Origin of the sequence: Streptomyces sp. NBC_01463 (genome assembly GCA_036227345.1) — a bacterium.
Classification (GTDB): Bacteria; Actinomycetota; Actinomycetes; order Streptomycetales; family Streptomycetaceae; genus Streptomyces.
The window spans coordinates 7,704,613-7,727,668 of record CP109468.1; the positions used below are offsets into that span (position 1 = coordinate 7,704,613).

The 23,056-nt window shown below is 72.0% G+C and carries 26 protein-coding genes; 16 read left to right on the forward strand and 10 right to left on the reverse strand.

The window, feature by feature from the left end; all coding sequences use genetic code 11:
- Nucleotides 1-116 precede the first annotated feature (116 nt).
- The 3 genes from OG521_33865 to OG521_33875 all read left to right on the forward strand — a co-directional run bounded on the left by OG521_33865 (nucleotide 117) and on the right by OG521_33875 (nucleotide 3,160).
- Nucleotides 117-1,697 (forward strand): ABC transporter substrate-binding protein, encoded by a 1,581-nt coding sequence (locus tag OG521_33865; GenBank protein ID WUW25480.1) that lies wholly within the window; start codon nucleotides 117-119, stop codon nucleotides 1,695-1,697.
- Nucleotides 1,698-1,820: 123 nt separating this feature from the next.
- A complete protein-coding gene (locus OG521_33870; GenBank protein ID WUW25481.1) occupies nucleotides 1,821-2,504 on the forward strand; it encodes a uracil-DNA glycosylase in 684 nt (227 codons plus the stop codon).
- Nucleotides 2,505-2,665: 161 nt separating this feature from the next.
- Entirely contained in the window at nucleotides 2,666-3,160 is a 495-nt protein-coding gene (locus tag OG521_33875; protein ID WUW25482.1) for a hypothetical protein, read from the forward strand.
- 55 nt (nucleotides 3,161-3,215) lie between these two features.
- Here the strand turns inward: OG521_33875 and OG521_33880 are convergent, their stop codons facing one another.
- The gene (locus tag OG521_33880) at nucleotides 3,216-3,665 is read right to left on the reverse strand and encodes a hypothetical protein (GenBank protein ID WUW25483.1); all 450 of its coding nucleotides are present in this window, start codon (nucleotides 3,663-3,665) and stop codon (nucleotides 3,216-3,218) included.
- A 128-nt stretch (nucleotides 3,666-3,793) separates the two neighbouring features.
- A complete protein-coding gene (locus tag OG521_33885; protein ID WUW25484.1) occupies nucleotides 3,794-4,426 on the reverse strand; it encodes a TetR family transcriptional regulator in 633 nt (210 codons plus the stop codon).
- Nucleotides 4,427-4,509: 83 nt separating this feature from the next.
- On the opposite strand from OG521_33885, the gene OG521_33890 reads away from it, so the two are divergent.
- From OG521_33890 to OG521_33900, 3 genes are all read left to right on the forward strand, one after another.
- Nucleotides 4,510-5,754, forward strand: a complete 1,245-nt coding sequence (locus tag OG521_33890; protein WUW25485.1) for an FAD-dependent monooxygenase — start codon at nucleotides 4,510-4,512, stop codon at nucleotides 5,752-5,754.
- A gap of 19 nt (nucleotides 5,755-5,773) precedes the next feature.
- Entirely contained in the window at nucleotides 5,774-6,673 is a 900-nt protein-coding gene (locus OG521_33895; protein WUW25486.1) for a Gfo/Idh/MocA family oxidoreductase, read from the forward strand.
- A 116-nt stretch (nucleotides 6,674-6,789) separates the two neighbouring features.
- Nucleotides 6,790-7,146 carry a hypothetical protein gene (locus OG521_33900; protein WUW25487.1) on the forward strand — a complete coding sequence of 119 codons (357 nt, stop codon included), beginning with the start codon at nucleotides 6,790-6,792 and terminating at the stop codon, nucleotides 7,144-7,146.
- A 9-nt stretch (nucleotides 7,147-7,155) separates the two neighbouring features.
- On the opposite strand, the gene lnt is transcribed toward OG521_33900, so the two are convergent.
- The 3 genes from lnt to OG521_33915 all read right to left on the reverse strand — a co-directional run bounded on the left by lnt (nucleotide 7,156) and on the right by OG521_33915 (nucleotide 10,488).
- Nucleotides 7,156-8,805, reverse strand: coding sequence for an apolipoprotein N-acyltransferase (gene lnt / locus OG521_33905; GenBank protein ID WUW25488.1), 1,650 nt, complete (start codon nucleotides 8,803-8,805; stop codon nucleotides 7,156-7,158).
- A 182-nt stretch (nucleotides 8,806-8,987) separates the two neighbouring features.
- On the reverse strand, nucleotides 8,988-9,497 hold the full coding sequence (locus tag OG521_33910; protein WUW25489.1) for a nuclear transport factor 2 family protein: 510 nt from the start codon (nucleotides 9,495-9,497) through the stop codon (nucleotides 8,988-8,990).
- A 124-nt stretch (nucleotides 9,498-9,621) separates the two neighbouring features.
- A complete protein-coding gene (locus OG521_33915; protein WUW25490.1) occupies nucleotides 9,622-10,488 on the reverse strand; it encodes a universal stress protein in 867 nt (288 codons plus the stop codon).
- A 182-nt stretch (nucleotides 10,489-10,670) separates the two neighbouring features.
- Between OG521_33915 and OG521_33920 the strand changes: the two genes are divergently transcribed.
- The 6 genes from OG521_33920 (at nucleotide 10,671) to OG521_33945 (ending at nucleotide 14,902) form a co-directional block, all read left to right on the forward strand.
- Nucleotides 10,671-11,057, forward strand: a complete 387-nt coding sequence (locus OG521_33920) for a hypothetical protein (GenBank protein ID WUW25491.1) — start codon at nucleotides 10,671-10,673, stop codon at nucleotides 11,055-11,057.
- A gap of 35 nt (nucleotides 11,058-11,092) precedes the next feature.
- Nucleotides 11,093-11,713, forward strand: coding sequence for a flavin reductase family protein (locus OG521_33925; GenBank protein ID WUW25492.1), 621 nt, complete (start codon nucleotides 11,093-11,095; stop codon nucleotides 11,711-11,713).
- 213 nt (nucleotides 11,714-11,926) lie between these two features.
- Entirely contained in the window at nucleotides 11,927-12,085 is a 159-nt protein-coding gene (locus tag OG521_33930; protein WUW25493.1) for a hypothetical protein, read from the forward strand.
- Between the two features lie 126 nt (nucleotides 12,086-12,211).
- Nucleotides 12,212-12,841 (forward strand): TetR/AcrR family transcriptional regulator, encoded by a 630-nt coding sequence (locus OG521_33935; protein ID WUW25494.1) that lies wholly within the window; start codon nucleotides 12,212-12,214, stop codon nucleotides 12,839-12,841.
- Nucleotides 12,842-13,020: 179 nt separating this feature from the next.
- Entirely contained in the window at nucleotides 13,021-13,977 is a 957-nt protein-coding gene (locus tag OG521_33940) for an alpha/beta hydrolase (protein ID WUW25495.1), read from the forward strand.
- A gap of 64 nt (nucleotides 13,978-14,041) precedes the next feature.
- Nucleotides 14,042-14,902, forward strand: coding sequence for an alpha/beta hydrolase (locus tag OG521_33945; protein ID WUW25496.1), 861 nt, complete (start codon nucleotides 14,042-14,044; stop codon nucleotides 14,900-14,902).
- 57 nt (nucleotides 14,903-14,959) lie between these two features.
- Here OG521_33945 and OG521_33950 read toward each other — a convergent pair whose 3' ends face one another.
- A complete protein-coding gene (locus tag OG521_33950) occupies nucleotides 14,960-15,568 on the reverse strand; it encodes a DUF4352 domain-containing protein (GenBank protein ID WUW25497.1) in 609 nt (202 codons plus the stop codon).
- 341 nt (nucleotides 15,569-15,909) lie between these two features.
- Between OG521_33950 and OG521_33955 the strand changes: the two genes are divergently transcribed.
- Nucleotides 15,910-16,119 carry a hypothetical protein gene (locus OG521_33955; GenBank protein WUW25498.1) on the forward strand — a complete coding sequence of 70 codons (210 nt, stop codon included), beginning with the start codon at nucleotides 15,910-15,912 and terminating at the stop codon, nucleotides 16,117-16,119.
- Nucleotides 16,120-16,406: 287 nt separating this feature from the next.
- On the opposite strand, the gene OG521_33960 is transcribed toward OG521_33955, so the two are convergent.
- The gene (locus tag OG521_33960) at nucleotides 16,407-16,955 is read right to left on the reverse strand and encodes a flavoprotein (protein ID WUW25499.1); all 549 of its coding nucleotides are present in this window, start codon (nucleotides 16,953-16,955) and stop codon (nucleotides 16,407-16,409) included.
- Nucleotides 16,952-18,166 carry a helix-turn-helix transcriptional regulator gene (locus OG521_33965; GenBank protein WUW25500.1) on the reverse strand — a complete coding sequence of 405 codons (1,215 nt, stop codon included), beginning with the start codon at nucleotides 18,164-18,166 and terminating at the stop codon, nucleotides 16,952-16,954. Before OG521_33965 ends, OG521_33960 begins: the two co-directional genes overlap by 4 nt.
- A gap of 125 nt (nucleotides 18,167-18,291) precedes the next feature.
- On the opposite strand from OG521_33965, the gene OG521_33970 reads away from it, so the two are divergent.
- Entirely contained in the window at nucleotides 18,292-18,489 is a 198-nt protein-coding gene (locus OG521_33970) for a hypothetical protein (GenBank protein WUW25501.1), read from the forward strand.
- 514 nt (nucleotides 18,490-19,003) lie between these two features.
- On the opposite strand, the gene OG521_33975 is transcribed toward OG521_33970, so the two are convergent.
- Nucleotides 19,004-19,876, reverse strand: coding sequence for an undecaprenyl-diphosphate phosphatase (locus tag OG521_33975; GenBank protein WUW25502.1), 873 nt, complete (start codon nucleotides 19,874-19,876; stop codon nucleotides 19,004-19,006).
- 192 nt (nucleotides 19,877-20,068) lie between these two features.
- Entirely contained in the window at nucleotides 20,069-20,782 is a 714-nt protein-coding gene (locus OG521_33980; GenBank protein WUW25503.1) for a TVP38/TMEM64 family protein, read from the reverse strand.
- 49 nt (nucleotides 20,783-20,831) lie between these two features.
- Here OG521_33980 and OG521_33985 point away from each other — a divergent pair, with 49 nt between their 5' ends.
- Together OG521_33985 and tuf are read left to right on the forward strand one after the other, a co-directional pair.
- Nucleotides 20,832-21,569: a DNA alkylation repair protein gene (locus OG521_33985; protein WUW25504.1), complete on the forward strand. Its 738-nt coding sequence runs from the start codon at nucleotides 20,832-20,834 to the stop codon at nucleotides 21,567-21,569.
- 305 nt (nucleotides 21,570-21,874) lie between these two features.
- Nucleotides 21,875-23,044: an elongation factor Tu gene (gene tuf / locus OG521_33990; protein WUW25505.1), complete on the forward strand. Its 1,170-nt coding sequence runs from the start codon at nucleotides 21,875-21,877 to the stop codon at nucleotides 23,042-23,044.
- The last annotated feature ends 12 nt before the right edge of the window (nucleotides 23,045-23,056 follow it).

Genomic DNA, 23,056 nt, shown 5'->3' on the forward strand with positions numbered 1-23,056 from the left:
ACGGCCTGGGCCGGTTTCGCCCTGATTGACTCAAGTGCCCCACCGGGCCTGCGGATTGACCCGGTGGGGCGCTGCGGTATGGTCTGCCGACCCATGGCTGATCGAGGAGCGTGCACGTGTTCTACCGGGCCAGTCTGCAGGCTGCTGCAGCCCTTGCTTCCCTGTCGTTGCTGGCCGGCTGCGGTCTGCTCCCCGGCGGCGGTTCGGACGTGGAACAGAAGCTGGCGGTCGGGACCACCAGTTCGCCGTCCACCCTTGACCCCGCCGCGGCCTGGGACGGCTCCTGGGAGCTGATGCGCAACGTGTTCCAGACCCTGGTGAGTTTTCCCACCGGCAGTACGAGCCCCGAGCCCGACGCCGCGGACAACTGCAGGTTCACGGACACGACCAGCACCGCCTACCGCTGCGAGCTCCGCGAGGGGCTGAAGTTCTCCAACGGGGACACGCTCGACGCGGAGGCCGTGAAGTACTCCATCGACCGGATCAGGACGATCGGGGTCAAGGGCGGCCCCGTCGGCATGCTCGGCTCGCTCGACCGGGTGGAGACCAAGGGCGACGACATCGTCATCTTCCACCTGACGAAGCCCGACGCCACCTTCCCGTTCATCCTGGCCACGCCCGCCATGTCGCTGGTGGCGCCCAGCGCGTACTCGAAGAACAAGATCCGTGACGACGGCAAGGTGACGGGGTCCGGTCCCTACCTGCTGGACGCGTACAAGCCGGGGGACCGCTCCGAGCTGGTCAAGAACCCCGACTACAAGGGCTTCGCCGACCGCAAGAACGACGCGGTGACCATCCGGTACTTCAAGGAGTCCGCCGCCCTGGTCCCGGCCCTCAAGAGCGGCGAGATCGACGCCACCTACCGCGGGCTGTCCGCCGAGGAGGTCGTCAACCTCGAGGACAACAAGGACAAGAACAGCGATCTCCAGCTGGTCGAGACGGTCGGCGCCGACATCCGCTTCCTCGTCTTCAACCCGGAGGACCCGTCCGCCGGCAACCCGGCCGTCCGCCGGGCGATAGCCCAGCTCGTCGACCGTGACGCTCTCGTGGCCAAGGTCTACCGGGGCACCGCGGAGCCGCTCTACTCCATGGTCCCCAAGGGCATCGCGGCCCACACGACCAGCTTCTTCGACACGTTCGGCGACCCGGACCGCAAGAAGGCCAAGAAGATCCTCACCGACGCCGGCATCACGAAGCCGGTCCCGATGACCTTCTGGTTCACGACCGACCGCTACGGATCGTCGACCGCGCCCGAGTTCGCCGAGCTCAAGCGCCAGCTGGAGTCGTCCGGACTGTTCCGGATCACCCTGAAGAGCAAGCCCTGGAAGACCTTCCAGGAGGGCTTCACCAAGGGGGAGTTCCCCGTCTTCGGCCGCGGCTGGTTCCCGGACTTCCCGGACCCGGACAACTTCATCGCCCCCTTCGTCGGCAAGGACAGCGTCACCGGCAGGCCGTACATGAAGGACGAGATCACGAACGAGCTGTTGCCGCAGTCCCGCAAGGAGAGCGACCGGGGCGCGGTCAGCAAGCAGTTCGAACGGGCCCAGACGATCCTCGTCGACGACGTCCGGCTGCTGCCGCTGTGGCAGGGCAAGCTCTACGTCGCCGCGGGCGAGGACATCGGCGGCGGCGAGCGCGCCCTGGACCCGCAGACCGTCATGCAGATGTGGGAGCTGTACCGCAAGGCGAGCTGGTAGCGGCTCCGGGCCCGGCGGCCGCGCTGCCGCCGGGCCCCGGCCACCGGGCTCCCGGAGCCCGTTGTCAGTGGTCCCCGGTAGGTTCTGAGGTCAAGACCTGATTGCTTACCGGAGGTTGTTGACGTGACCGACACCTATCCGCTGCCCGAGTCCTGGCGCGGCGTCCTCGGCGAAGAACTCGAGAAGCCCTACTTCGGGGAGCTCATCGAATTCGTCGAGAAGGAGCGGGCCGACGGGCCGGTCTATCCGCCCCGGGAGCAGGTGTTCGCGGCGCTGGAGGCGACGCCGTACGAGAAGGTGAAGGTCCTGGTCCTCGGCCAGGACCCCTATCACGGCGAGGGCCAGGGGCACGGCCTGTGCTTCTCCGTGCGGCCGGGTGTGAAGACGCCGCCCTCCCTGCGGAACATCTACAAGGAGATGAAGGAGGAGCTCGGCCTCCCCGTCCCGGACAACGGGTATCTGATGCCGTGGGCCGAGCAGGGTGTCCTCCTCCTCAACGCGGTGCTCACGGTGCGCGCGGGCGAGGCCAACTCCCACAAGGGCAAGGGCTGGGAGAAGGTCACGGACGCCGTGATCCGCGCGGTCGCCTCGCGTCCCGACCCGGCCGTCTTCGTGCTCTGGGGCAACTACGCGCAGAAGAAGCTCCCCCTGATCGACGAGGAGCGTCACGTGGTGGTGAAGGGGGCGCACCCCTCGCCGCTGTCGGCGAAGAAGTTCTTCGGCTCGCGCCCGTTCAGCCAGATCAACGAGGCGGTCGCGGCGCAGGGCCACCAGCCCATCGACTGGCGCATCCCCGACCTGGGCTGAGGGCGCGCCCGAGCCTGAGTGCGATTGTCCGCCGGGGCGACTAGCGTCGAACCGGTCGTAACCGGGCGGAACCCGACAGAAGCTGTCGGGGTCCGGCCGGGACCGGCCGGAGTGGGCCGAAAGCGGCCGGGCGCGGGTGGACAGGTGCGAGGGAGACCGCAGTGACGGAGCAGCAGGAGACGTCGCCGGACGTCGTCATGACCAGAATCGGCCAGGCGGTCATGCTGCTTCACGGCGGTGACCGCGAGGAGGCCCGCAATCGCTTCGGAGCGATCTGGGCGGAGATCGGCGTGGACGGTGACGGGCTGGAGCGGTGCACCCTCGCGCACTACATGGCCGACACCCAGGACGATCCCGGCGACGAACTGGCCTGGGACCTGCGGGCGCTGACCGCCGCGCAGTCGCTCACCCGCGAGCAGGCGGAGGGGCGCGGGGAGCACCGGGACGTGCTCGCGGTGCGCGCCTTCTATCCCTCGCTGCATCTCAGCCTTGCGGCGGACTACGTGAAGCTCCGGCGTCCTGCGGCCGCCCGGATCCATCTGGACCGGGCGCGGGAGGCCTCGGGCGTCCTCGCGGACGACGGGGCGGACGACGGGTACGGGGGAGCCGTCCGGGCGGCCATCGGGCGGCTGGAGCGGCGGCTGAGGGGGCTCTGACCCGCCGAGGAGCGCGCGGAGCGGCCCGACCCCACCGGGGCGGGCCGCCGTCGCGTCAGTGGCCGTAGGTGCCGTCGCAGATCCGCGACTGCGGGCTGCCCGCGGGCCAGTGCCCGTACCCCCGCCCGAGCGCGCACACATCCGCCCCGGTGACGGGCTTCGGCAGGGCCGGTACGGGGACCGGCGGGGCGGCCCGGCGCGGCTGCGGGCGCGCCGGTGCCCGGGCCGGCTCGTGCCCCTGCGCGGGGCGTGGGATGTCGCGTCGTGCCGCGGGCGGCGGCGCGGCCGCCCTGCGGGAGGCCGAAGGTGACGGCTTCGGGTCCGGCAGCGCCTCCAGGGTGTCGCGTACCGGCGGCCGCATGATCTGCGGGGCCAGCAGTTGCGGCGCCCGGCTGCTCTCCGGGGGCGCGGGCGCACTCGGCTGCGGTTGAACGGACACGCACCCGGACAGGGCCGTGACAGCCACGCCGACCAGGAGCTTCACGGTGGTTCTGGTTCGTTGCACCTGATCAACTCTGGGGTGCCGGCCGGTCATCGGGTGAGCGGGAAAGGCCTGATTGGCCCGCACGAGTGACCCGGTCAGCACGGCGCCCCGCATGTCGCAGGTCCGCGACGGCCGCGCGACCGCGAGCCTCAGGGGCCCAGCAGTCCGCGCAGCAGTTCGCCGAAGCCGGTACGCAGCTCCGCTTCGCTCGGCACGGAGCGGTGATAGGAGCCGGCTGCGCACGAGAACATCAGCCCCTCGCACCAGGCCACCAGGGACAGCGCGTGGCGTTCCGGCTCCGCCGATCCCGCCATCGCCATCAGCGCCTCGAGCGGCTCGCGGAACTGCCGGCCCGTCGCGTCGAAGAACGTGCGCAGTTCGGGGCGGCGGGTGGCCTCCAGCGCGAGCTCGTACCGGCAGATGAGCAGTTCGGGGTGGCGGGCCAGATAGCGGTGCAGGGCCGACGCGAGAGCGGCGATCAGCGCGTCGGGGCCGGGCGGCGCGGCCGACGCGGACGGACCGCCCGGGCCGCTCGCACCGCCGGGCGCCGGGAGTTCGCCCGGTGCGAGCACCCGCGCCTCGCGCTCCGCGAGCCGGCGCACCGTGGCCTCCAGCAGGGACTGCCGGGTGCGCGCGTAGTTGGAGGTCGACCCCTGCGGGAGGCCGGCCCGCTCGTCCACCGCGCGGTGGGTCAGCCCTCGCATGCCGCGCTCGGCGAGGAGCGCGAGGGCGGCATCGGTGATCAGTTCGGCCCGGGGAGGACCGTCGGCGCGTGGGGACATGGGATCAACCTATCGCTCTCACTACAGCTGTAGTAACGTGGTCGCGTCACTACAGGTGTAGTTCCCGAGTGTGAGGAGGAGCCATGGACGCTCCGCGCGCGGTCGTCATCGGCAGCGGAATCGGTGGTCTCACCGCGGCGGTGGCGCTGCACCGCTCCGGCTGGCAGGTCACGGTCCTGGAGCGGGCCGGCTCCCTGGCGCCCGTCGGCGCCGGCATCGGCCTCGCCCCCAACGCGCAGCGCGCGCTCGACGTCATCGGGCTCGGGGACGAGATCAGGTCCCTGGCCGCCTGGCAGGGCGAGGGAGGCATGCGCCGCCCGGACGGCCGCTGGCTCTCCCGTACGGACAGCGCGGCGGCGGCCGAGCGGTTCGGCGGCCCGCTCGTCCTGCTCCACCGGGCCACCCTCATCGACCGCATCGCCGCCGCCCTGCCCGCGTCCGCTCTCCGCACGGACTGCCCCGCGCACCTGGTCGACCCGGGCGTCGCCGGGGGCCGGCCTGCCATGATCCGGACCCTGGACGGGACGATGGAGGCGGATCTCGTCGTCGGCGCCGACGGCATCCACTCGGCGGCACGGGCCACGCTCTTCCCGGACCATCCCGGCCCGTCCTACGCCGGATTCACCACCTGGCGCGTCGTCGTCCCCGCGCCCCCGGAGCCCTTCGCACCCCACGAGACCTGGGGCCGGGGCGCCCTGTGGGGCAGCCAGCCGCTCAAGGACGGCCGGATCTACGCGTACGCGGCGGCCGTCGCCCCGGCCGGCGAGAGGGCCGGGGACGAACGGGCGGAACTGCTGCGACGCTTCGGCGACTGGCACGCCCCGGTCCCGCAGACCATCGCCGCCGCCCGGCCCGAGGACGTCCTGCGCAACGACGTGCACCAGATGACCCGGCCGCTGCCCGCCTTCCACCGCGGCCGCACCGTCCTCCTCGGCGACGCCGCCCACGCCATGGCGCCCACCCTGGGCCAGGGCGGCAACCAGGCCATCGAGGACGGGATCGTGCTCGCCCACTACGTGGCGCCGGGCGGCGACCTCGGCGCGGGTCTTGCCGCGTACACCGCCGACCGGCTGCCGCGGACCGCCGCCGTCGTCCGCAAGGCCGCCCAGGTGTCCCGGCTGATGCGGCTGAGCTCCGCCCCCGCCGTCGCCGTACGCGACTTCGTGATGACCACGGTCTCCCGGCTCGGACCCGGGCTCGTCCTGCGCACGTTCGACGGCATCGCCGACTGGCGCCCGCCGCAGCCCACGTATGCTGCCGGGACGAAGGACACGCCGGCGGAGCCGCGGTGGGCCCCCGCTCCGGAGGACCGCGACGTCCGGCGTTGAACAGCGAGAGGGAGACCCTGTGAAGGTCGGCTGCATCGGGCTCGGCGACATCGCGCAGAAGGCGTATCTGCCGGTACTCACCACCCTGCCGGGGATCGAACTGCATCTGCAGACCCGCACCCCCGCCACCCTGGCCTCGGTCGTCGCCACCCACCGCATCCCGGCCGGGCAGTGCCACACCGACCTGGACTCGCTGCTCGCGCAGGGCCTGGACGCGGCGTTCGTGCACGCACCCACCGCCGTGCACCCGGAGATCACCGGCCGGCTGCTCGAAGCGGGCGTCCCCACCTACGTGGACAAGCCGCTCGCCTACGAACTCGCCGACTCCGAGCGTCTGGTGGAGCTCGCCGAGGCACGCGGTGTCACGCTGGCCGTCGGCTTCAACCGCCGGGTGGCACCCGGCTACGCGCAGTGCGTGGAGCACCCGCGCGAGCTGATCCTGATGCAGAAGAACCGGGTCGGCCTGCCCGAGGAGCCGAGGGCCATGGTCCTCGACGACTTCATCCACGTGGTCGACACGCTGCGCTTCCTGGTCCCCGGACCCGTCGAGCACACGGTGGTCCGGGCCCGGATCCGCGACGGACTCATGCACCACGTGGTGCTCCAGCTGTCCGGCGACGGCTTCACCGCCATCGGTGCGATGAACCGGCTCAGCGGCTCGACCGAGGAGCGGCTGGAGGTCTCGGGCCAGGACTCCAAGCGCGAGGTGGTCAACCTCGCCGAGGTCATCGACCACAAGGGCCAGCCGAGCCTGCGACGGCGCGGCGACTGGGTGCCGGTGGCCCGGCAGCGAGGCATCGAGCAGAGCGTCCTGTCGTTCCTCGACGCGGTGCGGGCCGGGAAGCTGCTGAGTGCCCGGGACGCCCTGGCGACGCACGAGCTGTGCGAGCGCGTCCTGCGGGACCTCGACTGCGCGTAGCGCTCCTGCGTCCGTGCCGTGCCGGGGCCCCAACGGCCCGGCACGGCTCCGGATGCGTGCGGGCGGGGGCCGATGCAGGCTGGGTGGATGGACCGCCGGCCCGTGGAGGTGACCTGGTGAAGCGCCACCGCGAGCCATCGGGCTGGGGCGCGCTCCAGCCGCCGCCCGGGTACTACTCGGCGGACGGGCGGCCGCCCGACGCCCTGCGGCGCGCCCTGATCCTCGACTGGGCCGTCAGCCAGCGGATCGCGAGCGGCTGGCGGGTGGAGACCCGCTCCGAGACCCAGGTCGTCATGGTCCGCGGCCGCCCGCCCAACCATGTGCTGCACGCCCTCCTGACCGCCCTCACCTGCTTCCTCTGGGGCGCGGTGTGGCTGGTCATCGGCGTGACCAACAAGGTCGAACGCGTCGCCCTCACGGTCGACGCCATGGGCGACATCGTCACGGTCGACGGGCCGCCCCGCACCCCCTGAGCAGCAGGCTCACGGCGTCGTCTCCGCCGGGGCCTCCGGGGCCGTACGAGCCGGGCGCACCGCCCCCTGACCGACGGCCGGGCCTGCCGCGCCGACCACGCCCACCGGCTCCGCGGGGCCGCGCCTGCGCAGTGACCGCACGCCCTCGAAGGCACAGAAGGCCGCCAGTACGCCCAGGGCGCCGTACAGCGGCCAGTCGCCCAGCCGCACATACAGCGTGGTGCCACGGGCCAGCGGCAAGCCGTACACGGCCGCCCCGCTCGTCTCCGTACCGAGGGGAGCGCCGACGCGCTGCCCCTGCGGTCCGTACACGGCACTGACGCCCGTGAGCGTGGCGTGCACCATCGGGCGGCCGTTCTCGGCCGCCCGCAGGGCGCCCAGTGAGGCGTGCTGGCCGGGCGCCCAGCCGTTCTGGAACGAGGACGTGGAGGACTGGGCGATCAGGAGCTGGGCGCCGTCCCGGGTCAGCCGCCGGCTCATGTCGGGGAACGCGGACTCGAAGCAGACCAGGGGACCGATGTGCAGGCCGTCCGCGCCGGGCAGCGTCATCGTCACCGGACGCGAGCCGCGCAGCCGGTCCTCGCCCGCGGCCTTCCCCATCGAGGTGGCCCAGCCGAGCGCCGAACGGGCCGGGACGTACTCGCCGAAGGGCACCAGCCGCATCTTGTCGTAACGGTCCCCGGTCAGCCCCTCCGGGCCCACCAGCACGGCGCTCTTGAAGATTCCGGTCCGCCCCGCCGCGTCGGTCTGCCGGGCGTCCACGTTGACCAGCACGTCCGCGCCCACCAGGCGCGACAGCGCGGCGATCCGGGCGGTGACCTCGGGATGCCGTGCCGGGTCGACCCCGACACTGCTCTCGCCCCACACGACCAGGTCGACGTCACGGCCCGCCAGCGCGCGGGTCAGCTCCTCGCTCCGGGCGAGGCGGCGCTGCACGCTGCCGGGACCCTCGACGACACCCGGCTGCACGACGGCGATCCGCGTCGTCCCCGTCCGCTCGGGCTGCGGGGCCCACACCCATACCGCGCCCACGGCCACGACGGCCACCATCAGCGGCACGACGGACACCGCACGCACGGCGGGGGCGGTGAGCAGCAGGGCGAGCACGGTGTTCACCGCGACCACCAGGAGGCTCACCAGCCACACCCCGCCCACGGACGCCAGCCGGAGCGCCGGTGTCACCTGCCACTGACTGGCGCCGAGGAGCCCCCAGGGGCCGCCGAGACCTTCCCAGGAGCGGACCAGTTCGATCATCAGCCAGCCGCAGGGGACCACGATCACGGCGGCGGCGACCCCGGCGCCGGACGACGGCCCGCCCAGGAGACGGGAGACCAGCAGCCCCCACGGTGCCCACAGCAGCCCGAGCAGGGCCGCCAGCACCACGATGAACACATGCAGGCTCGGCATCAGCCAGTGGTGCACCGCCAGCATGTAGCCGGTCCCGCCGAGCCAGCCGTCGAGCGCCGCCCTGCGCGGCGCACCGGCGGACCGGATCAGGAGCAGCCACGGGACCAGGGCGGCATAGGCGAACCACCACAGCCCCGGCGCGGGGAACGCGAGCGCGGGCAGCGCACCGGCCACGAGCGCGGCGACCGCGCGCCACAGGGGAGAACCGAGCACCCGTTCGCCCCGCTCCTGCCGCCAGACCCCGCTCGGCATCCCGCGCCTCCTCGTCCTGCGTCCGGCAGACGACCTGCGTCCGGCCCTCGGCCTGCCGCCCGGTCCTCGTCCGCCGTCCGGGTCCTTGTTCCACCACCGTCAGGCAGGGATCACCGGACCGTCCGGAATCCGTTCCCGGGCTTGTTCCCCAGTGTGGGGCAGCGGAAGCGGACGGGGGCGGATCAACCGGCGGTGAGAGGGTCCGTCAGGCTCCGCCACTTCTCCTGGACCGTTACGCGCTGGAGCCGCCAGCCGCTGTCGGTTCGCAGCAGTTCGAAGGCGTACCGCCCGCCGGAGACGAAGTTCGGTGCGGTCGGACGGTCCGCGGAGGCGGCTTCCGCGCCCCCGTCGGCGGCCTGCCCGCTCTCCAGCCGCATCGGGTTCATGTAGTCGGCCTGCACCCGGGCGCGATCGCCCGGATAGCCGCCGAGGTCCTGGAGGTCCAGGCGGCGGTTGACGATCAGGTGCTGTCGTACGGGGAAGAGCAGCATGGTCTGCGAGAGCCAGTCCGCCACCTCGGCGGCGGGGCCCTCGATGCCGCCCGCGGTGCGGTAGTCGGCGCGGCCGTCCGCGGTGAACAGGGCCCGGTAGTCGCTCCACTCCCCGTCGTCCACCGCCACCGCGTAGCCGGTGATCACTGCATCGATGGAGAGCCGGTCCATCACGGTCGAGAGATCCACGCGCTGCGTCATCGGGTCAGTGTGTGCCCACGGAGGTCAGGGGCCAAGTGCCGTGCACCCGCCGCGCGCACCGAACGGCGCGAACAGGCGGGTGCGGCCGTTGCCGGGCGACCCGGCGGGCGTCCGGAGCGGGGTGTCAGCAGGGGACCACGGCCACCGGGCCCAGCGCGTGGGTGAGCGTCGTCTGCGCCACCGGCGCGAGGCCGAGCCCGAGCGCCTCGCCGCCCTTGCGCCGCCCGATCACGGTCAGGGCCGCGGTCGCCGACGCCGTGACCAGGGTGAGGGTGGCGGAGCCGTTCACCGGCTCCATCGCGACCTCCACCTGCGGATACTTCTCGCGCCTGCCGGCGGTCAGCTCGGCGAGGGACCGTTCGGCGGCATCGGCGGCCGCCTCCCGGTCGAAGACGGGCCCGCCGGACAGCATCGACGAGAACATGGTCCAGCCGTGCACGATCCGCAGCCGCGCACCGGGCCGGGCCGCCGCCGTCTCGAAGGCGAACTCCAGCACCCCCTCGCTGCTCTCGTCGGCGGCCACCCCGGCGACCACGTCCGGGAAGGCCTCCGCGGCGCTCCCCTCCGGCTCCTCGTCCCGCCGCCCGCCGTGGACGACGACCACCGGGCACGCGGCCATCGAGGCGGTCGCCAGGCTGTTGGAACCCAGCATCAGGGAGCGGAACCCGCCGAGCCCGCGCGAGCCGACGACCACCAGCGAGGCGTCACGGCTCAGCGAGACAAGTGCGGCCGACGGGAAGTCGAGCGGCGCGAGCGTCGTGGGGCGCAGACCGGGAGCGGTCCGGTGCACACGGCGTACGGACTGCGCGAGGAGCTCCTCCGCCTCGCGCTCCTGCGCCTCCTGGTCCTTACGCCGGGTCAGGAGGCGGACGTGCACGATCAGCAGGGGCAGCCCCCGCCGGGCCGCCTCACGGGCCGCCCAGTCGAGTGCGTCGCCGCTGTGCGTGGACCCGTCGACGGCGGCGATGACGGGAAGCCCGTCACTGGTCATGGCTGCCTCCTGAGAACGGTGGTGCGTGCCCCGTTCCGTACGCTACGGCCGCCCGGCGCCCCGCGCAGAGGCAGACGGGCCGGGGCGGACGGGCCGGGGCGCCGCCGCCGTGAACCCGGCGCGGCGGGCCACGCACGGCCGTTGTCCTCGTCGGCCGGTACGCCTGCACCTATGCTCGCGGGATGGAGCAGAGCGAAGTCGTGAAGCGTGTGATCGGCATCCTCACGGAAGCGGGCGAAATGCGCCGCCTCTTGGAGGAGAATCCGGACAGCGACGACCCCAGCACCGATTCGACCGTGGTGACCGCCCTCCTCAACGAGACGATGCCACGGATCGCGATTCCCGAGGACGCCACGATCGAGGACGTGGTGGCCCTGGTCGGCCGGGAGGTGGGCGGCGCGGTGGAGCAGCTCGTCGGCGCGTTCACGCTGGCGTTCGCGATGCTGGCGCAGGTGCACGACTCCGGGCAGACGGACGTGACGTCCGCGGACGTGCTCCAGGACCTCGCCCTGCGGGCCGAGCAGTTCGGCTCCGAAGGGCCCGGGGGACCCGGAGAAGCGGAGGCGTAGGAGGACCGGGCCGGCGGGGCGCCATACTCGGCGTCATGCGCATCGACATCGACCCCGGGGCCACGGACACCGGCACGTTCTACCGGCTGCTCACCGCCGTGGTCGTGCCCCGGCCCATCGCGTGGATCTCGACCGTCACGCCCGACGGCGAGACGGCGAACCTGGCCCCCCACTCCTTCTTCACGATCGCCTGTGTCAGCCCGCCCGTCGTGCAGTTCACCTCGGTCGGGCGCAAGGACACGCTGCGCAACGTCGAGGCGACCGGCTCCTTCGTGGTGAACTTCGCCCCGGAGCACCTCTTCGAGCAGATCAACGCCACGGCGACCGACTTCCCGCGCGGCATCAGCGAGTTCGAGGCCGTCGGCGTGGCGCGCGAGCCCAGCCTGCGGGTGAAGCCGCCGCGCGTGGCGGGCTCACCGGTCGCGCTGGAATGCGAGCTGCACAGCACGGTTCTGCTCGGCGACTCCACCGTCGTGTTCGGCCGTGTGGTGCATGCCGCGGTCGACGAGGACGTCATGGCGGACGGCCATCCGGAGGTCACCGCGCTGCGCCCGCTGACCCGGCTCGGCAAGGACGAGTGGGGGACCTTCGGAGGCGTACGGGAGATCTCCCGTGTCCCGTACGCCCGGTGGCAGGAGGACCGCGAGGGCCGCTGACGCGGCTGTGCAGGCGAATGACGAGCGGACCCGGGGACGGTGCCGACCGCCGGAGCTGGGACAACGGATACTCTCAGCAGGCCTCGTCGGATACCGGTGCCCTGGTGGGTGTGGGACCGGGACGATGCCACACCCCGAAGCAGCCGCGGTCCGATGCGGGCCGGACGGCGCCCAGGGGTCTTCACAAGCAACTGCGAAGCAACAGGAGACCCGATGGCTGAAACCCCGCCCCGCCAGGTTCAGCGGCGCTCGGACGAGAGCGCGGCGGGCTCGGCGTCCGAGGCCCCGGGCCGTGTGGAGGCCGTGCCGACACCGCGTTACCAGGGGCTGTTCGTCGAACCCGATCTTCCGCCTTTCGTCGAGACCGAGTGACACCACACGCGTAGAGGCACCCGCTGCCCCCGTACCCGCTCCGGCGGGACGGGGGCAGTCGGGTATCCAGCGTGTGCGCCACGGCCCGCGGCGGTGGCCGGGCGGCGCATCGGGGAAGCTGTCGGCATGAACATCTCTGCCGACGAGAACGCGCCGGAACCCGCCGGCTACCGGCGATCGGCCGGTTCGCCGCGCGGTGAGGCCCGGCGCCGCGAACTGCTGGAGCGGGTCACCGAGGACCTGGCGGCCAACGGACTCGTGGACTTCTCACTGCGCCGCGCCGCACGCGCCGCGGGCGCCACGCACAAGGTGCTGCTCTACCACTTCGACGGAGCCGACGACCTTCTGGTGCAGGCCGTGGTCCAGCTGCGCGAGCGACGCATCCGCAAGGCGCTCGCGGCCGCCACCGAGGGCCGGGTCCGCCGCTCGCTCGGGGACTGGGTGCGGGCGGTCTGGCCGATCCTGGTCGGCGAGGAGGCGCGGGTGCTGGACCAGGCCATCGGCCTCGCGATGTACGACTCCGACCGCTACTCGGCGCTCGGCCGCGAGGCGTCGCAGCAGTACCTGCCCACCCTCCTGTCGGTCTGCCCCGGCCACTGGTCCGACCGCCGCAAGCTGGAGGTTGCCGAGATGGTGCTGGCGACGCTGCGCGGATTCCTGGTCGACGCCCGGACCAGCGGCGACACCGAGGGGGTCGCCGCCGGCTTCGACGCACTGGTGCGCGCACTGGACCGCGAGGAGGCCGCCGACGCGTAGGCCGGGACGGCCGACAGGTGACGGCGGCCCGGACCCCGTACGCGTATCGGGACCCCTCCGCGTTTCGGACCCCGTACGCCTATCGCGCGATGGGGAGGCATGGACAGTATGCGAACCACGTGGTTCACTTTTTGTGCAGGATAGATGCGAGGGATGAATCCGCCCACCCGGAGGTCGGCATGGACACGCCCGTAATGCGCGAGAAGGTCCGCTTCGACGTGGGCGGTACGTACTGCGCCGCCTGGCACTACCCGGGGACGAACGGCGGCTGCGTGATCATGGCCGGCGGTGGTGGGGTGACCAAGGAACCGGGCACCGATCCGTTCGCCGCCCGGTTCCACGCCGCCGGCTTCACGGTCCTCGCCTTCGACTACCGGTGCCTGGGCGAGAGCGGCGGCGGCCCCCGCCAGACCGTACGCATCAAGGACCAGCTCGACGACTGGCAGGCGGCGATCGCCTTCGCGGCGTCCCTGCCGGATGCCGACCCGGCGCGGACCGCCCTCTGGGGCTTCTCCCTGTCCGGCGGCCACGTCCTGCGGGTGGCGGCGCGCAATCCGCGGCTGGCGGCGGCCGTCGCGCAGACGCCCAACGCCGACGGGCCCGCCGCCTCCCGCAGCGCCGCCGGCCACCAGCGACCGCTCGCGGCGCTCCGGCTCGCTGCCAGGATCCTCCTGGACACGGCCGGCGGTCTGCTCGGCCGACGCCCGCTGCTGGTGCCGCTGGCGGGCGATCCGGGCACCGTCGCGATGCTCACCACGCCGGACGGCATCGAGGGCGACAAGGCCCTCAACCCCGGCAACACGTACCCGCAGTGGCGGCAGGAGATCGCCGCCCGCTCGATCCCGGGCATCATCCGCTACCGGCCGGGCCTGGACACACCGCAGGTGCGCCCGCCGCTGCTGGTGCTCGTGTGCGACCAGGACCGTACGGTGCTGAGCGAGCCGGCCGTCCGCGCGGCCGGCCGGGCGCCGCGCGCCGAGGTGGTCCGACTGCCGGGCGGCCACTACGCCCCGTTCACGGACCAGCACGAGCAGGCCGTGGACGCCGAGCTGTCGTTCCTGCGCCGCCACCTGCTCGTCCCGGCGGCCGAGGGCGCCGCGGAGCCCCAGGGGCGCGCGGCGGATCTCGCACCATGAAGACGCCGACGCGGCGAAGAGGCCGACAGGATGAGCGGGATCGGGCGATGAGGGGGACAGAGCAATGAAGGAGACCGAACTCTCCGCCGGGACGATCGCTTACGAGGACACCGGCGGCGACGGCCCCACGGTGGTCCTGCTGCACGGACTGATGATGGACGCGTCGCTGTGGGACGCGACGGTCGCCGCACTCTCCGCGACCCACCGGTGCGTGGTCCCGACCCTGCCGATGGGGGCCCACCGCACGCCGATGCGCGCGGGCGCCGACCTGTCGCTGTGCGGTACGGCCCGCACGGTCGCCGAACTCCTCGACCGCCTGGACCTGACCGATGTCACCCTCGTCGGCAACGACACCGGCGGCGCCCTCGTCCAACTGGCCGTCGCGGACGGCGCCGCCCGCGTGGGGCGGATCGTGCTCGCCTCGTGCGAGGCGTTCGACAACTACCCGGCCCGGCTGACGGGCACGACGCTCGCACTCGCCGGCCGGCTCCCGCCCCGCCTGTTCGGGATGTTCATGCAGCAGATGCGGCTGCGCCCGGTCCGCCGCCTGCCGATCGCGTTCGGCCGCCTGACCGCACACGGCGACGCGGCCACCCGCCGCTGGATGCGGCCCGTCCTGACCAGTCCGGGCATCCGCCGCGACACGGTCCGGACCCTGAGAGCGGCCCCGTCCGATGCCCGCCGACTGACCGCCGCGGCCGAGAGCCTGCGCGACTTCGACCGGCCCGCCCTGGTCGTCTGGGCGGCCGGCGACCGAGTGATGCCACCCGAACACGGCCGCCGCCTCGCGGCGCTGCTCCCACAGGGCCGACTGGAAGAGGTGCCGGACAGCCGCACCCTCATCCCGCTCGACCGGCCCGAGGAACTGGCGCGCGCGGTAAGGGGGTTCGTGCCCGCGCTCAGCTCTGATGCCGGGTCGGGGTGACACGGGCGGGGACCGCAGGAGACGCGCCTTTCGTCCTGCTCGGGTGGGACGTGCACGTCAGGACACGTTGCCGCGGATGCTGTCGCCGATCAGACCCTCCGTGTACGTGACGTACTTGGCGACGAACGTGCCCTTCCCCGTGACTGTTCCGGTGACGTTCTCGCCGGGAGCGAGCTTCACCGTGCCGAGCTGGTCCTCGTCGACGCCCAGCTCGGCAGTGTGCTTGCCGCCGCCGACGTCGGTGATGGTGAGGTAGAGGGGGTTCACGTCGATGTCCTTGTCCCCGTTGTTCTCGATGGTGACCTGGACGCTCGTGTAGTTGTCATTGTCCGCGATGATGCTCTTCTTGAACGTGGCCTTCTTCGCGGAGACGACGACTGGCGCGTCGGCAGACTTCTCCTCCTTCGGTGCGCCTGCCTTGCCGTCAGCGCTCTTGGTCGGCTTGGGGGCCGGCTCGGTGGCGGCAGGCTTCCTGGTGGACGAGGGGTCGTCCGCGTCACCGGCGAAGAGCACGGCGCCGCCGATGGCGAAGAGGATGACAACCAGGACGATGCCGAGGCAGCCGAAGCCCACGATCTTCCCGGCGTTGCTCTTCTTCGGCGCGGGCGGCTGCAGACCCCAGCCCGGCTGCTGCGGCTGACCGGGCTGCGTCTGGTGATGCGGCATGGGTCCCCCAAGTGCGACTCGTGGAGGCATGACCGTAGCCGGGTGAAACCCGATGGGGGAGGCACATGTTCCGGTGGTGACGCAGTTGTGACTGTGCGGTGGAGGAAGGGTGGTTGGCGGGTACGGCAGGGTGGGGCGCCCACCGCCCAACTGGACACGCCCCGTCCGGCAGCGGCCAGTGGCACACCGTCGGCGGGCCGAGGGAGGCCGCCTTCTGGGCGCTTGACTGAACGCGTGCTCAGGCACGAGCCTTGCGATCAAATGTGGGCGGTGGCGACTGCGCGAGGACTTCGGCAAGCGGCACGCGGGGTTTGCATGGCGAACCAGGAGTGGATGCCCAGGTGATCGCGTTCCTGTTCGACATGGTGGGTGGCCTCCTGATCCCCGATTTCTTTGGGAATCGCCGGACAAGAGCTCAGGCTCGCGCCTTCGCTGAGGGCGGTGAGGTCCTCTTCGAGGCATGCATCGCCTGCGTACCTGAGCACATGCGCTATTTCACCGGTTCGCTCGGAACGGAGAACCCCGAACTGAAGAGCAGAGCTGCCGACTGATTCCTCTGGTCAGCTGGCTGACCAGAGGAAGATCCCTGCGATGCGGAGACCGGCCAGGTAGGTGATGGCGGTCTTCACCTAGCGGGTGGCGATTCCTCGTTCACGCCGCCTCGCCGTCATCGCCCCGCACCACGGCCGCACACTCGGCGAGGAGCCGCTCGTACTCCCGGCGCCCGCCGGCAACAGCCGGCCCGACGACCGCCGCCCGAGCGCGCGGATGTCCGCGTTCACCGCATCCGGCGAACGCACGGCACCGCCGGGCGTAGGGGGAATGGCATGCGAAGAGGCTATGGCGTGGGGCTGACGATGGCGCCGACCGCGTCGATGGCCCGATGCCACGGATATGCGCGTGGGTCGCCGTTCTTCGGGGGATGCGACTCGTAGCCCTGTGCCCCGTCGAGGTACACAACACCTTGCGCTCGCAGGCCGGCAATGCTCCGGGCCACGGCGGGCTGTGCACCCTGCGCGCGGTTGAAATATGGCATCGCCACCACGGGCACGCCCATGTGTACGGCTTCGGAGGGCAGGCCGATCGCCAGCGTGTCCGCGATCCCCGCACCCCATTTGTTCAGCGTCGTGCAGGTCATCGGCGCGACCAGCATCGCGTCAGCCTTCGGCAGTGCATCGCTCTCGCTCGGGAGCTTGTACTGGGACCGGACCCGGTGCCCGGTCAGCTTCTCCAGCTCGCCCGTACGCGACTCCCACCACCGGGCAGCCGACGGAGTCAGGACCAGGCAGGTCTCCCAGCCGCGGGCCAGAACCTGCCGCACTCCTTCGTCGACGAACTGGGTAGGGCCGGCCGCGCAGGCAATCAGGTACAGGACTCGCTTCGTCATGCGGGGAGTCCACAACGCGTGGCCAAACGACGCAACTCCCCGCCCGGAACGGGAGTCGCACCCACCACGTCTGCCACCAGGTCCACGGTCGACTGGCGGCCAATGACCTCCTCAGGTGCCAGGCGTGCCGCCTCCAGGAGGGATTCGGCGGCTCCCTCCTTGCGACGTGTCAAGAGGAGACTGCGTGCCATCGTGATGAGGTGCTGGGCCTGCCGTTCCTTCGACAGCCCACCGATCGCCTCGACGCCCAGGGGCTCGCCCGCTTCCAGCGCGGACCAGCCGTCCTCGAAGCGGGTCAGGACGTCCACCCGGTGCAGGACGACGTTCGTGGGGCCGAACTGGGTGTAGTCCTCGTCCAGGTCGGCACCCTGACGGTCGGCCACCTCGGCGGCCTCATCCACATGCTCGACAGCCTCTCGAACCGCTGCCGTCGACCGCTCCGGCGTGGCTGCCGCGATCGCCGCGTTCAGGTAGAGCATGCCGAGCGTCGACAGCCCGAGCGATCCAGCCGCCTCCAGGTCGGCGGACAGGCGGCGTGCGGCCCCTATGGCGAAGTCCACGGCGGCCTGTGGCTGCTGCTGGTAGCTGAGGGATTTCGCAACCCGACGGGATGCCGCTCCGATTGCCACCGCGTCCCCCGATCGCTCGGCTGCGGCGAGGGCGCGGTCCGCGACCACGGCTGCCTGGACCGCGGTGGCCGGCCCGTACTTGTGGAGGAACGACGCGGCCAGCTGCAGCACCCGGGACAGCAGCATGTAGGCCTCGCCGGCGTCGGCGCCGGCTCGGCCGGCGGCTTGCTGGGACTTTACGATCAGGGCGGGCAGGTCCCGGCCCAGCGCACCGTAGTGGCAGGCCTGGAATGCCTCGCAGCAGTACGTCAGTCGGCGCCGGAGCTCAGGGAGCGGCGGGGGCTCCTCGTCGGCGCCGACCGGCTGATACAGGACGCCGATGACTGCGGATGCCTCCGCGGGCGGCAGCGTGGTCGACTGAGGCGTGCCGGGGGAGTCCACGAGGAGTTGCTCCAAAGGGATGCGCAGGACCTCAGCGGCACGGACGAGCACGGAGAGGCGCGGATCCTGCTGGCGCTGACCACCCTCAAGGTCCTGCACCCATCTGCGCGTTTGCCCCATCAGCCGGCCGAAGTCGGCCTGTGTGAAACCGCGGCGGTCTCGCCAATAGGCGATGCGCCGGCCGATGCGCCCAGGCTCCATGGAGAACTCCCCGTTCAAGGCACGCAGACTGCGTGCCCATCACCGTTGTACCCGGTCCTACGGTGCAGTCATAGCCGATCGTCAACAGTGCGGGGATCACCATGACCGTGAGGGATTTACCGCCAGTGGCCGGGCTGACCGAGCAGCAGCAGCGCGGCTGGCGCTGCGTCTGGTGCCGGGAGCCCCTCACCGTCGGTGCGGACGTCGACCTGGGCGAACAGCGGGCCCGGCCGATCGGTGGGGCCGCGTATTCCTGGTTCCCCCGTTGTTGCTCGGACGTGGAGGCCTGCGCCACCCGCGAGGACAAGCGGGCCCCGCAATGATCTGCGCCCGCTGCGACCAGCCGATCGTCGGCACCGCCGTCAGGCTCGACCGGTCCGTGTCGATGAGCGGGGCCCGCCCGGATGACTGGGCGCATCCGGTGGGCGACCCGGACTGCAAGAAGCCGCTGACTCACGGATATGGGTCACCGGTGGGCCGGGCACTGCGGCGGCGCTGACTCGTGCCTGCCCGTCAGGCGTCTTCGTCGATCTGGGCGAGGGAGGCATCTGGGGCCGAGGCAATGAGCAGCAGGGGCGCTGTACGCGGGTTCTCTGGTGGCCGCTCCGTATCGCTGGATGCTGCGGCGACTGAGCCCGGCGCTATCGGCGAGTTGCTCCCGGGACATCGCAGCACCACTCCGACGAGCGGCGATGCGATGCCCGAGGGCGATTGGGCGGGCTTGAGCCCACTGCGGCAGCGGATCCGGGTCGCGCCGTGACGCTCGACGGACGCTCAGCGCCCGTCGAGCACGACGCAGTACTCAATTGGTCGCTGCATGCATGCCTCGCCGGCCTGTCAGCCCGCCGACTCGCCCGCGTGCGGGCTCAGCGCACCCGCCCCCACCAGGGCAAACAGCACAATCCCCAGAACGATCCGGTAGATCACGAACGGCATGAAGCTCTTGGTCGTGATGAACTTCATGAACCAGGCGATGACCGCGTACCCCACACCGAACGCGATGAAGGTCGCGAAGATCGTCGGCGGCCACGACACATGGCCCTCGCCCGCGTCCTTCAGCTCGAAGACGCCGGAGGCCAGTACCGCAGGGATCGCGAGCAGGAACGAGTAACGTGCCGCCGCCTCACGGGTGTAGCCCATCAGCAGACCACCGCTGATCGTCGCGCCCGACCGGGAGACGCCCGGGATCAGCGCCATGGCCTGGCAGAAGCCGAAGATCAGGCCGTCCTTGACGCCGAGCTCCTTGAGCGACTTGCGCTCCTTGATGGCCCGGTGCTTGCCGCCCGTCTCGTCGCGCGCGGCCAGCCGGTCGGCGATGCCGAGGACGATGCCCATCACGATCAACGTGGTGGCGATCAGGCGCAGATCGCGGAACGGGCCCTCGATCTGGTCCTTGAACGTCACACCGAGGACGCCGATCGGGATCGAGCCGACGATGACCAGCCAGCCCATCTGCGCGTCGTGGTCGCCGCGCATCGAACGGTCCGTCAGCGACCTGAACCACGCCGAGACGATCCGGACGATGTCCTTGCGGAAGTAGATGAGGACTGCGGCCTCCGTGCCGATCTGGGTGATCGCGGTGAACGCCGCGCCAGGATCGTGCCAGCCGGCGAACGCCGCGGTGAGCCGCAGATGCGCGCTGGAGGAGATCGGCAGGAACTCGGTCAGTCCTTGAACGAGGCCGAGGACGAACGATTCGAACCAGCTCATGGGGCTTGGGCCATCCCGGAGTGATCATGCAACTGCCGACGGCGAGGCGCCGTCGGCTGCGTGCGGATTGCGGTCGTGCGATGACAGGGCCGCGCGGGCCCGGAGATCGTCTGTCGGTCGCGGGCAGCGTATCGCCCCCGGATGAACGGGGTTACGACAACCCCCGCCCGGCCCGTCGCATCGCCCGCCGCATCACTCCGCGCTCAGCCGGTGGCGCCGCCGCCAGGCGACCACGGCCCCGCCCGCGCCCGTCAGGACGATGAAGGCCATCGCGGCCAGGAAGGCGGGCGAGGTGGGGGAGGACGCCTCACTGCCGGCGATGACGTACGCGGCCGTGTTCGGGATCGAACCGAGGCCGGTCGCGACCAGGAACGGCGGATACCCCATGCGTGACACGGCGGCGCAGTAGTTGGCGGCAGCGAACGGCACCCCGGGGAAGAGCCGCAGCGCCAGCATCGAGCGGAAGCCGTGCCGGCTCAGCTGCCCGTCCGCCGCCCGCATCCAGCGCCCGCGCAGCAGCGTGCGGAGCGCGTCCTGCCCCAGCACCCGGCCGAGCATGAACGAGATGCCCGCGCCCAGCACCGTGCCCGCGAGCGCGGCCGCCAGCCCCGCCTGCGAGCCGAACAGCGCCCCGGCGGCCAGGTTGAGGAGCGGTCTCGGTACGAAGGCCACGGTGCAGATGCCGTACGCCAGGCCGAAGAGGACCACCGCGGCGGCGCCGCCGCTCAGCTGGGTGGGCCAGCCGGACGACAGCAGACGCTGTGGCTCCAGGAGCAGCATCGTCGTCGCGGCGGCCAGCAGTACCGCCACGAGCAGGGAGAACCGGGACCAGGGCGACAGCAGCACCCGCGTGCAGCGCACGGCGAGGCCACCGGCGGGGCGGGTGGCGGTGACGGGGTCGAGCATTCGGGGAGAGTAACCGACACCCGTGTGTGATCGCCGTAATGTGACCGTTATGAGCCATGGAGCCGAACCGGCCGGGAGGAGTACCGAACCGGTCCCCGGCCTGCCCCGCAGCGTTCTCGCGGACACCGTGCTGGAGCGCCTGACCGTGCTGTATCCCACGGCCGCCGATGCCGTCCGCGCGCGGTCGGCCGCCGCGTACATGAAGGACGTGGCGCCGTTCCTCGGCATTACCACGCCCCGGCGCCGCGCCCTGTCCCGCACCGTCCTCGAAGGCACCCCGCGCCCCGACGAGGCGGACTGCACCGCCATCGCGCTGCGCTGCTGGGCCCTGCCCGAGCGGGAGTACCACTACTTCGCCGTCGACTATCTGCGCCGCCACGTCGCACGGTGCTCGTCCGGATTCGTACCGGTGCTGCGCCATCTGGTCTCCACCGTCTCCTGGTGGGACACCGTCGACCTGCTCGCGGCCCATGTCGCGGGTCCGCTGGTGGCCGCAGGGCCGGAACTGCGGCGGACCATGGACGAGTGGATCGAGGACGACGACCTCTGGATCGCCCGCACCGCGCTGCTGCACCAGCTGCGCTTCAAGGAGGCCACCGACAGCCGGCGGCTCTTCGCCTACTGCCTGCGCCGGGCCGGCCACCCCGACTTCTTCATCCGCAAGGCGATCGGCTGGGCCCTGCGCGAGTACGCCAAGACGGACCCGCGGGCCGTACGGGACTTCGTCGACGGCGCCCGTGACCGGCTGTCGCCGCTCTCCGTGCGCGAGGCCACCAAGCACCTCTGAGACGGCAGCACTCCAACTCCCTTACCGGCCGCCGATAATCATTCGACGGACCGTGAGCCCGTCGGAGATGATCGAGCCATGTTCCGGTACGCCTTCCTCGCAGCGCAGTCCGCAGTCGCGGACACGCCGAAGGCTGCCGTGAGCCCCCTCGCAGCAGATGTCGCAGCAGCGTTCACCGCTGCCGCAGCGCCCTTCGGCGGCGCCCGAAGCTGACCCTCCCCCGACTGTCCGGCGGACCCCGCAAGGGGAGGGTCGGCCGGGCCCCGGGGTCTTCGTTTCTCAGCTTCGCACCCAAGGAACTCACCATGCCCAAGACGGCATACGTGCGCACCAAGCCGCACCTCAACATCGGCACCATGGGCCACGTCGACCACGGCAAGACCACCCTGACCGCCGCCATCACCAAGGTCCTCAGCGACCGCGGTACCGGCACGTTCGTCCCGTTCGACCGCATCGACCGGGCCCCCGAGGAGGCGCAGCGCGGCATCACCATCAACATCGCGCACGTCGAGTACGAGACCGGCACCCGGCACTACGCGCACGTGGACATGCCGGGCCACGCCGACTACATCAAGAACATGGTGACCGGCGCCGCCCAGCTCGACGGGGCGATCCTCGTCGTCTCCGCGCTCGACGGGATCATGCCGCAGACCGCGGAGCACGTGCTGCTCGCCCGCCAGGTGGGCGTCGACCACATCGTCGTCGCCCTCAACAAGGCGGACGCGGGGGACCCCGAGCTGACCGACCTGGTCGAGCTGGAGGTCCGTGAGCTGCTGAGTTCCCACGGGTACGGCGGCGACACCGTGCCCGTCGTGCGGGTGTCGGGTCTGCGGGCGCTGGAGGGCGACCCACGCTGGACCGCGGCCGTCGAGGCGTTGCTCGACGCGGTCGACACGTACGTACCGATGCCGGTGCGCTACACCGACGCGCCGTTCCTGCTGTCGGTGGAGAACGTCCTGACCATCACCGGCCGGGGCACGGTCGTCACCGGCGCCGTGGAGCGAGGCACCGTGCGTGTCGGGGACCGCGTGTCGGTGCTCGGCGCGGACATCGAGACGGTCGTCACCGGTCTGGAGACCTTCGGCAAGCCGATGGAGTCCGCCGAGGCCGGCGACAACGTCGCGCTGCTCCTGCGCGGGGTCGAGCGCGACCGGGTGCGCCGCGGGCACGTCGTCGCGGCGCCGGGCAGCGTCACCCCGAGCCGGCGCTTCACCGCGCAGGTGTACGTCCTGTCGGGGCGCGAGGGCGGCCGCACCACGCCGGTCGCCACCGGTTACCGGCCGCAGTTCTACATCCGCACCGCCGATGTCGTCGGCGATGTGGACCTCGGGGACGCGGCGGTCGCGCGGCCCGGTGAGACGGTCACCATGACCGTCGAGCTCGGCCGGGACGTGCCGCTGGAGTCCGGCCTCGGCTTCGCCATCCGTGAGGGCGGCCGCACCGTCGGCGCAGGCACCGTCACCGGACTGCTCTGAGGAGTCCGGCCG

What these genes read in the sequence shown, in the direction of transcription:
- OG521_33885 (WUW25484.1), bottom strand. Translation starts at nt 4,426, where the DNA reads ATGTCCCCACGCGCCGACGGTCCTCCCCGGGCCGAACTGATCACCGAT.
- OG521_33890 (WUW25485.1), top strand. Translation starts at nt 4,510, where the DNA reads ATGGACGCTCCGCGCGCGGTCGTCATCGGCAGCGGAATCGGTGGTCTC.
- lnt (WUW25488.1), bottom strand. Translation starts at nt 8,805, where the DNA reads ATGCCGAGCGGGGTCTGGCGGCAGGAGCGGGGCGAACGGGTGCTCGGT.
- OG521_33910 (WUW25489.1), bottom strand. Translation starts at nt 9,497, where the DNA reads ATGACGCAGCGCGTGGATCTCTCGACCGTGATGGACCGGCTCTCCATC.
- OG521_33915 (WUW25490.1), bottom strand. Translation starts at nt 10,488, where the DNA reads ATGACCAGTGACGGGCTTCCCGTCATCGCCGCCGTCGACGGGTCCACG.
- OG521_33920 (WUW25491.1), top strand. Translation starts at nt 10,671, where the DNA reads ATGGAGCAGAGCGAAGTCGTGAAGCGTGTGATCGGCATCCTCACGGAA.
- OG521_33925 (WUW25492.1), top strand. Translation starts at nt 11,093, where the DNA reads ATGCGCATCGACATCGACCCCGGGGCCACGGACACCGGCACGTTCTAC.
- OG521_33930 (WUW25493.1), top strand. Translation starts at nt 11,927, where the DNA reads ATGGCTGAAACCCCGCCCCGCCAGGTTCAGCGGCGCTCGGACGAGAGC.
- OG521_33935 (WUW25494.1), top strand. Translation starts at nt 12,212, where the DNA reads ATGAACATCTCTGCCGACGAGAACGCGCCGGAACCCGCCGGCTACCGG.
- OG521_33940 (WUW25495.1), top strand. Translation starts at nt 13,021, where the DNA reads ATGGACACGCCCGTAATGCGCGAGAAGGTCCGCTTCGACGTGGGCGGT.
- OG521_33945 (WUW25496.1), top strand. Translation starts at nt 14,042, where the DNA reads ATGAAGGAGACCGAACTCTCCGCCGGGACGATCGCTTACGAGGACACC.
- OG521_33950 (WUW25497.1), bottom strand. Translation starts at nt 15,568, where the DNA reads ATGCCGCATCACCAGACGCAGCCCGGTCAGCCGCAGCAGCCGGGCTGG.
- OG521_33960 (WUW25499.1), bottom strand. Translation starts at nt 16,955, where the DNA reads ATGACGAAGCGAGTCCTGTACCTGATTGCCTGCGCGGCCGGCCCTACC.
- OG521_33965 (WUW25500.1), bottom strand. Translation starts at nt 18,166, where the DNA reads ATGGAGCCTGGGCGCATCGGCCGGCGCATCGCCTATTGGCGAGACCGC.
- OG521_33975 (WUW25502.1), bottom strand. Translation starts at nt 19,876, where the DNA reads ATGAGCTGGTTCGAATCGTTCGTCCTCGGCCTCGTTCAAGGACTGACC.
- OG521_33980 (WUW25503.1), bottom strand. Translation starts at nt 20,782, where the DNA reads ATGCTCGACCCCGTCACCGCCACCCGCCCCGCCGGTGGCCTCGCCGTG.
- OG521_33985 (WUW25504.1), top strand. Translation starts at nt 20,832, where the DNA reads ATGAGCCATGGAGCCGAACCGGCCGGGAGGAGTACCGAACCGGTCCCC.
- tuf (WUW25505.1), top strand. Translation starts at nt 21,875, where the DNA reads ATGCCCAAGACGGCATACGTGCGCACCAAGCCGCACCTCAACATCGGC.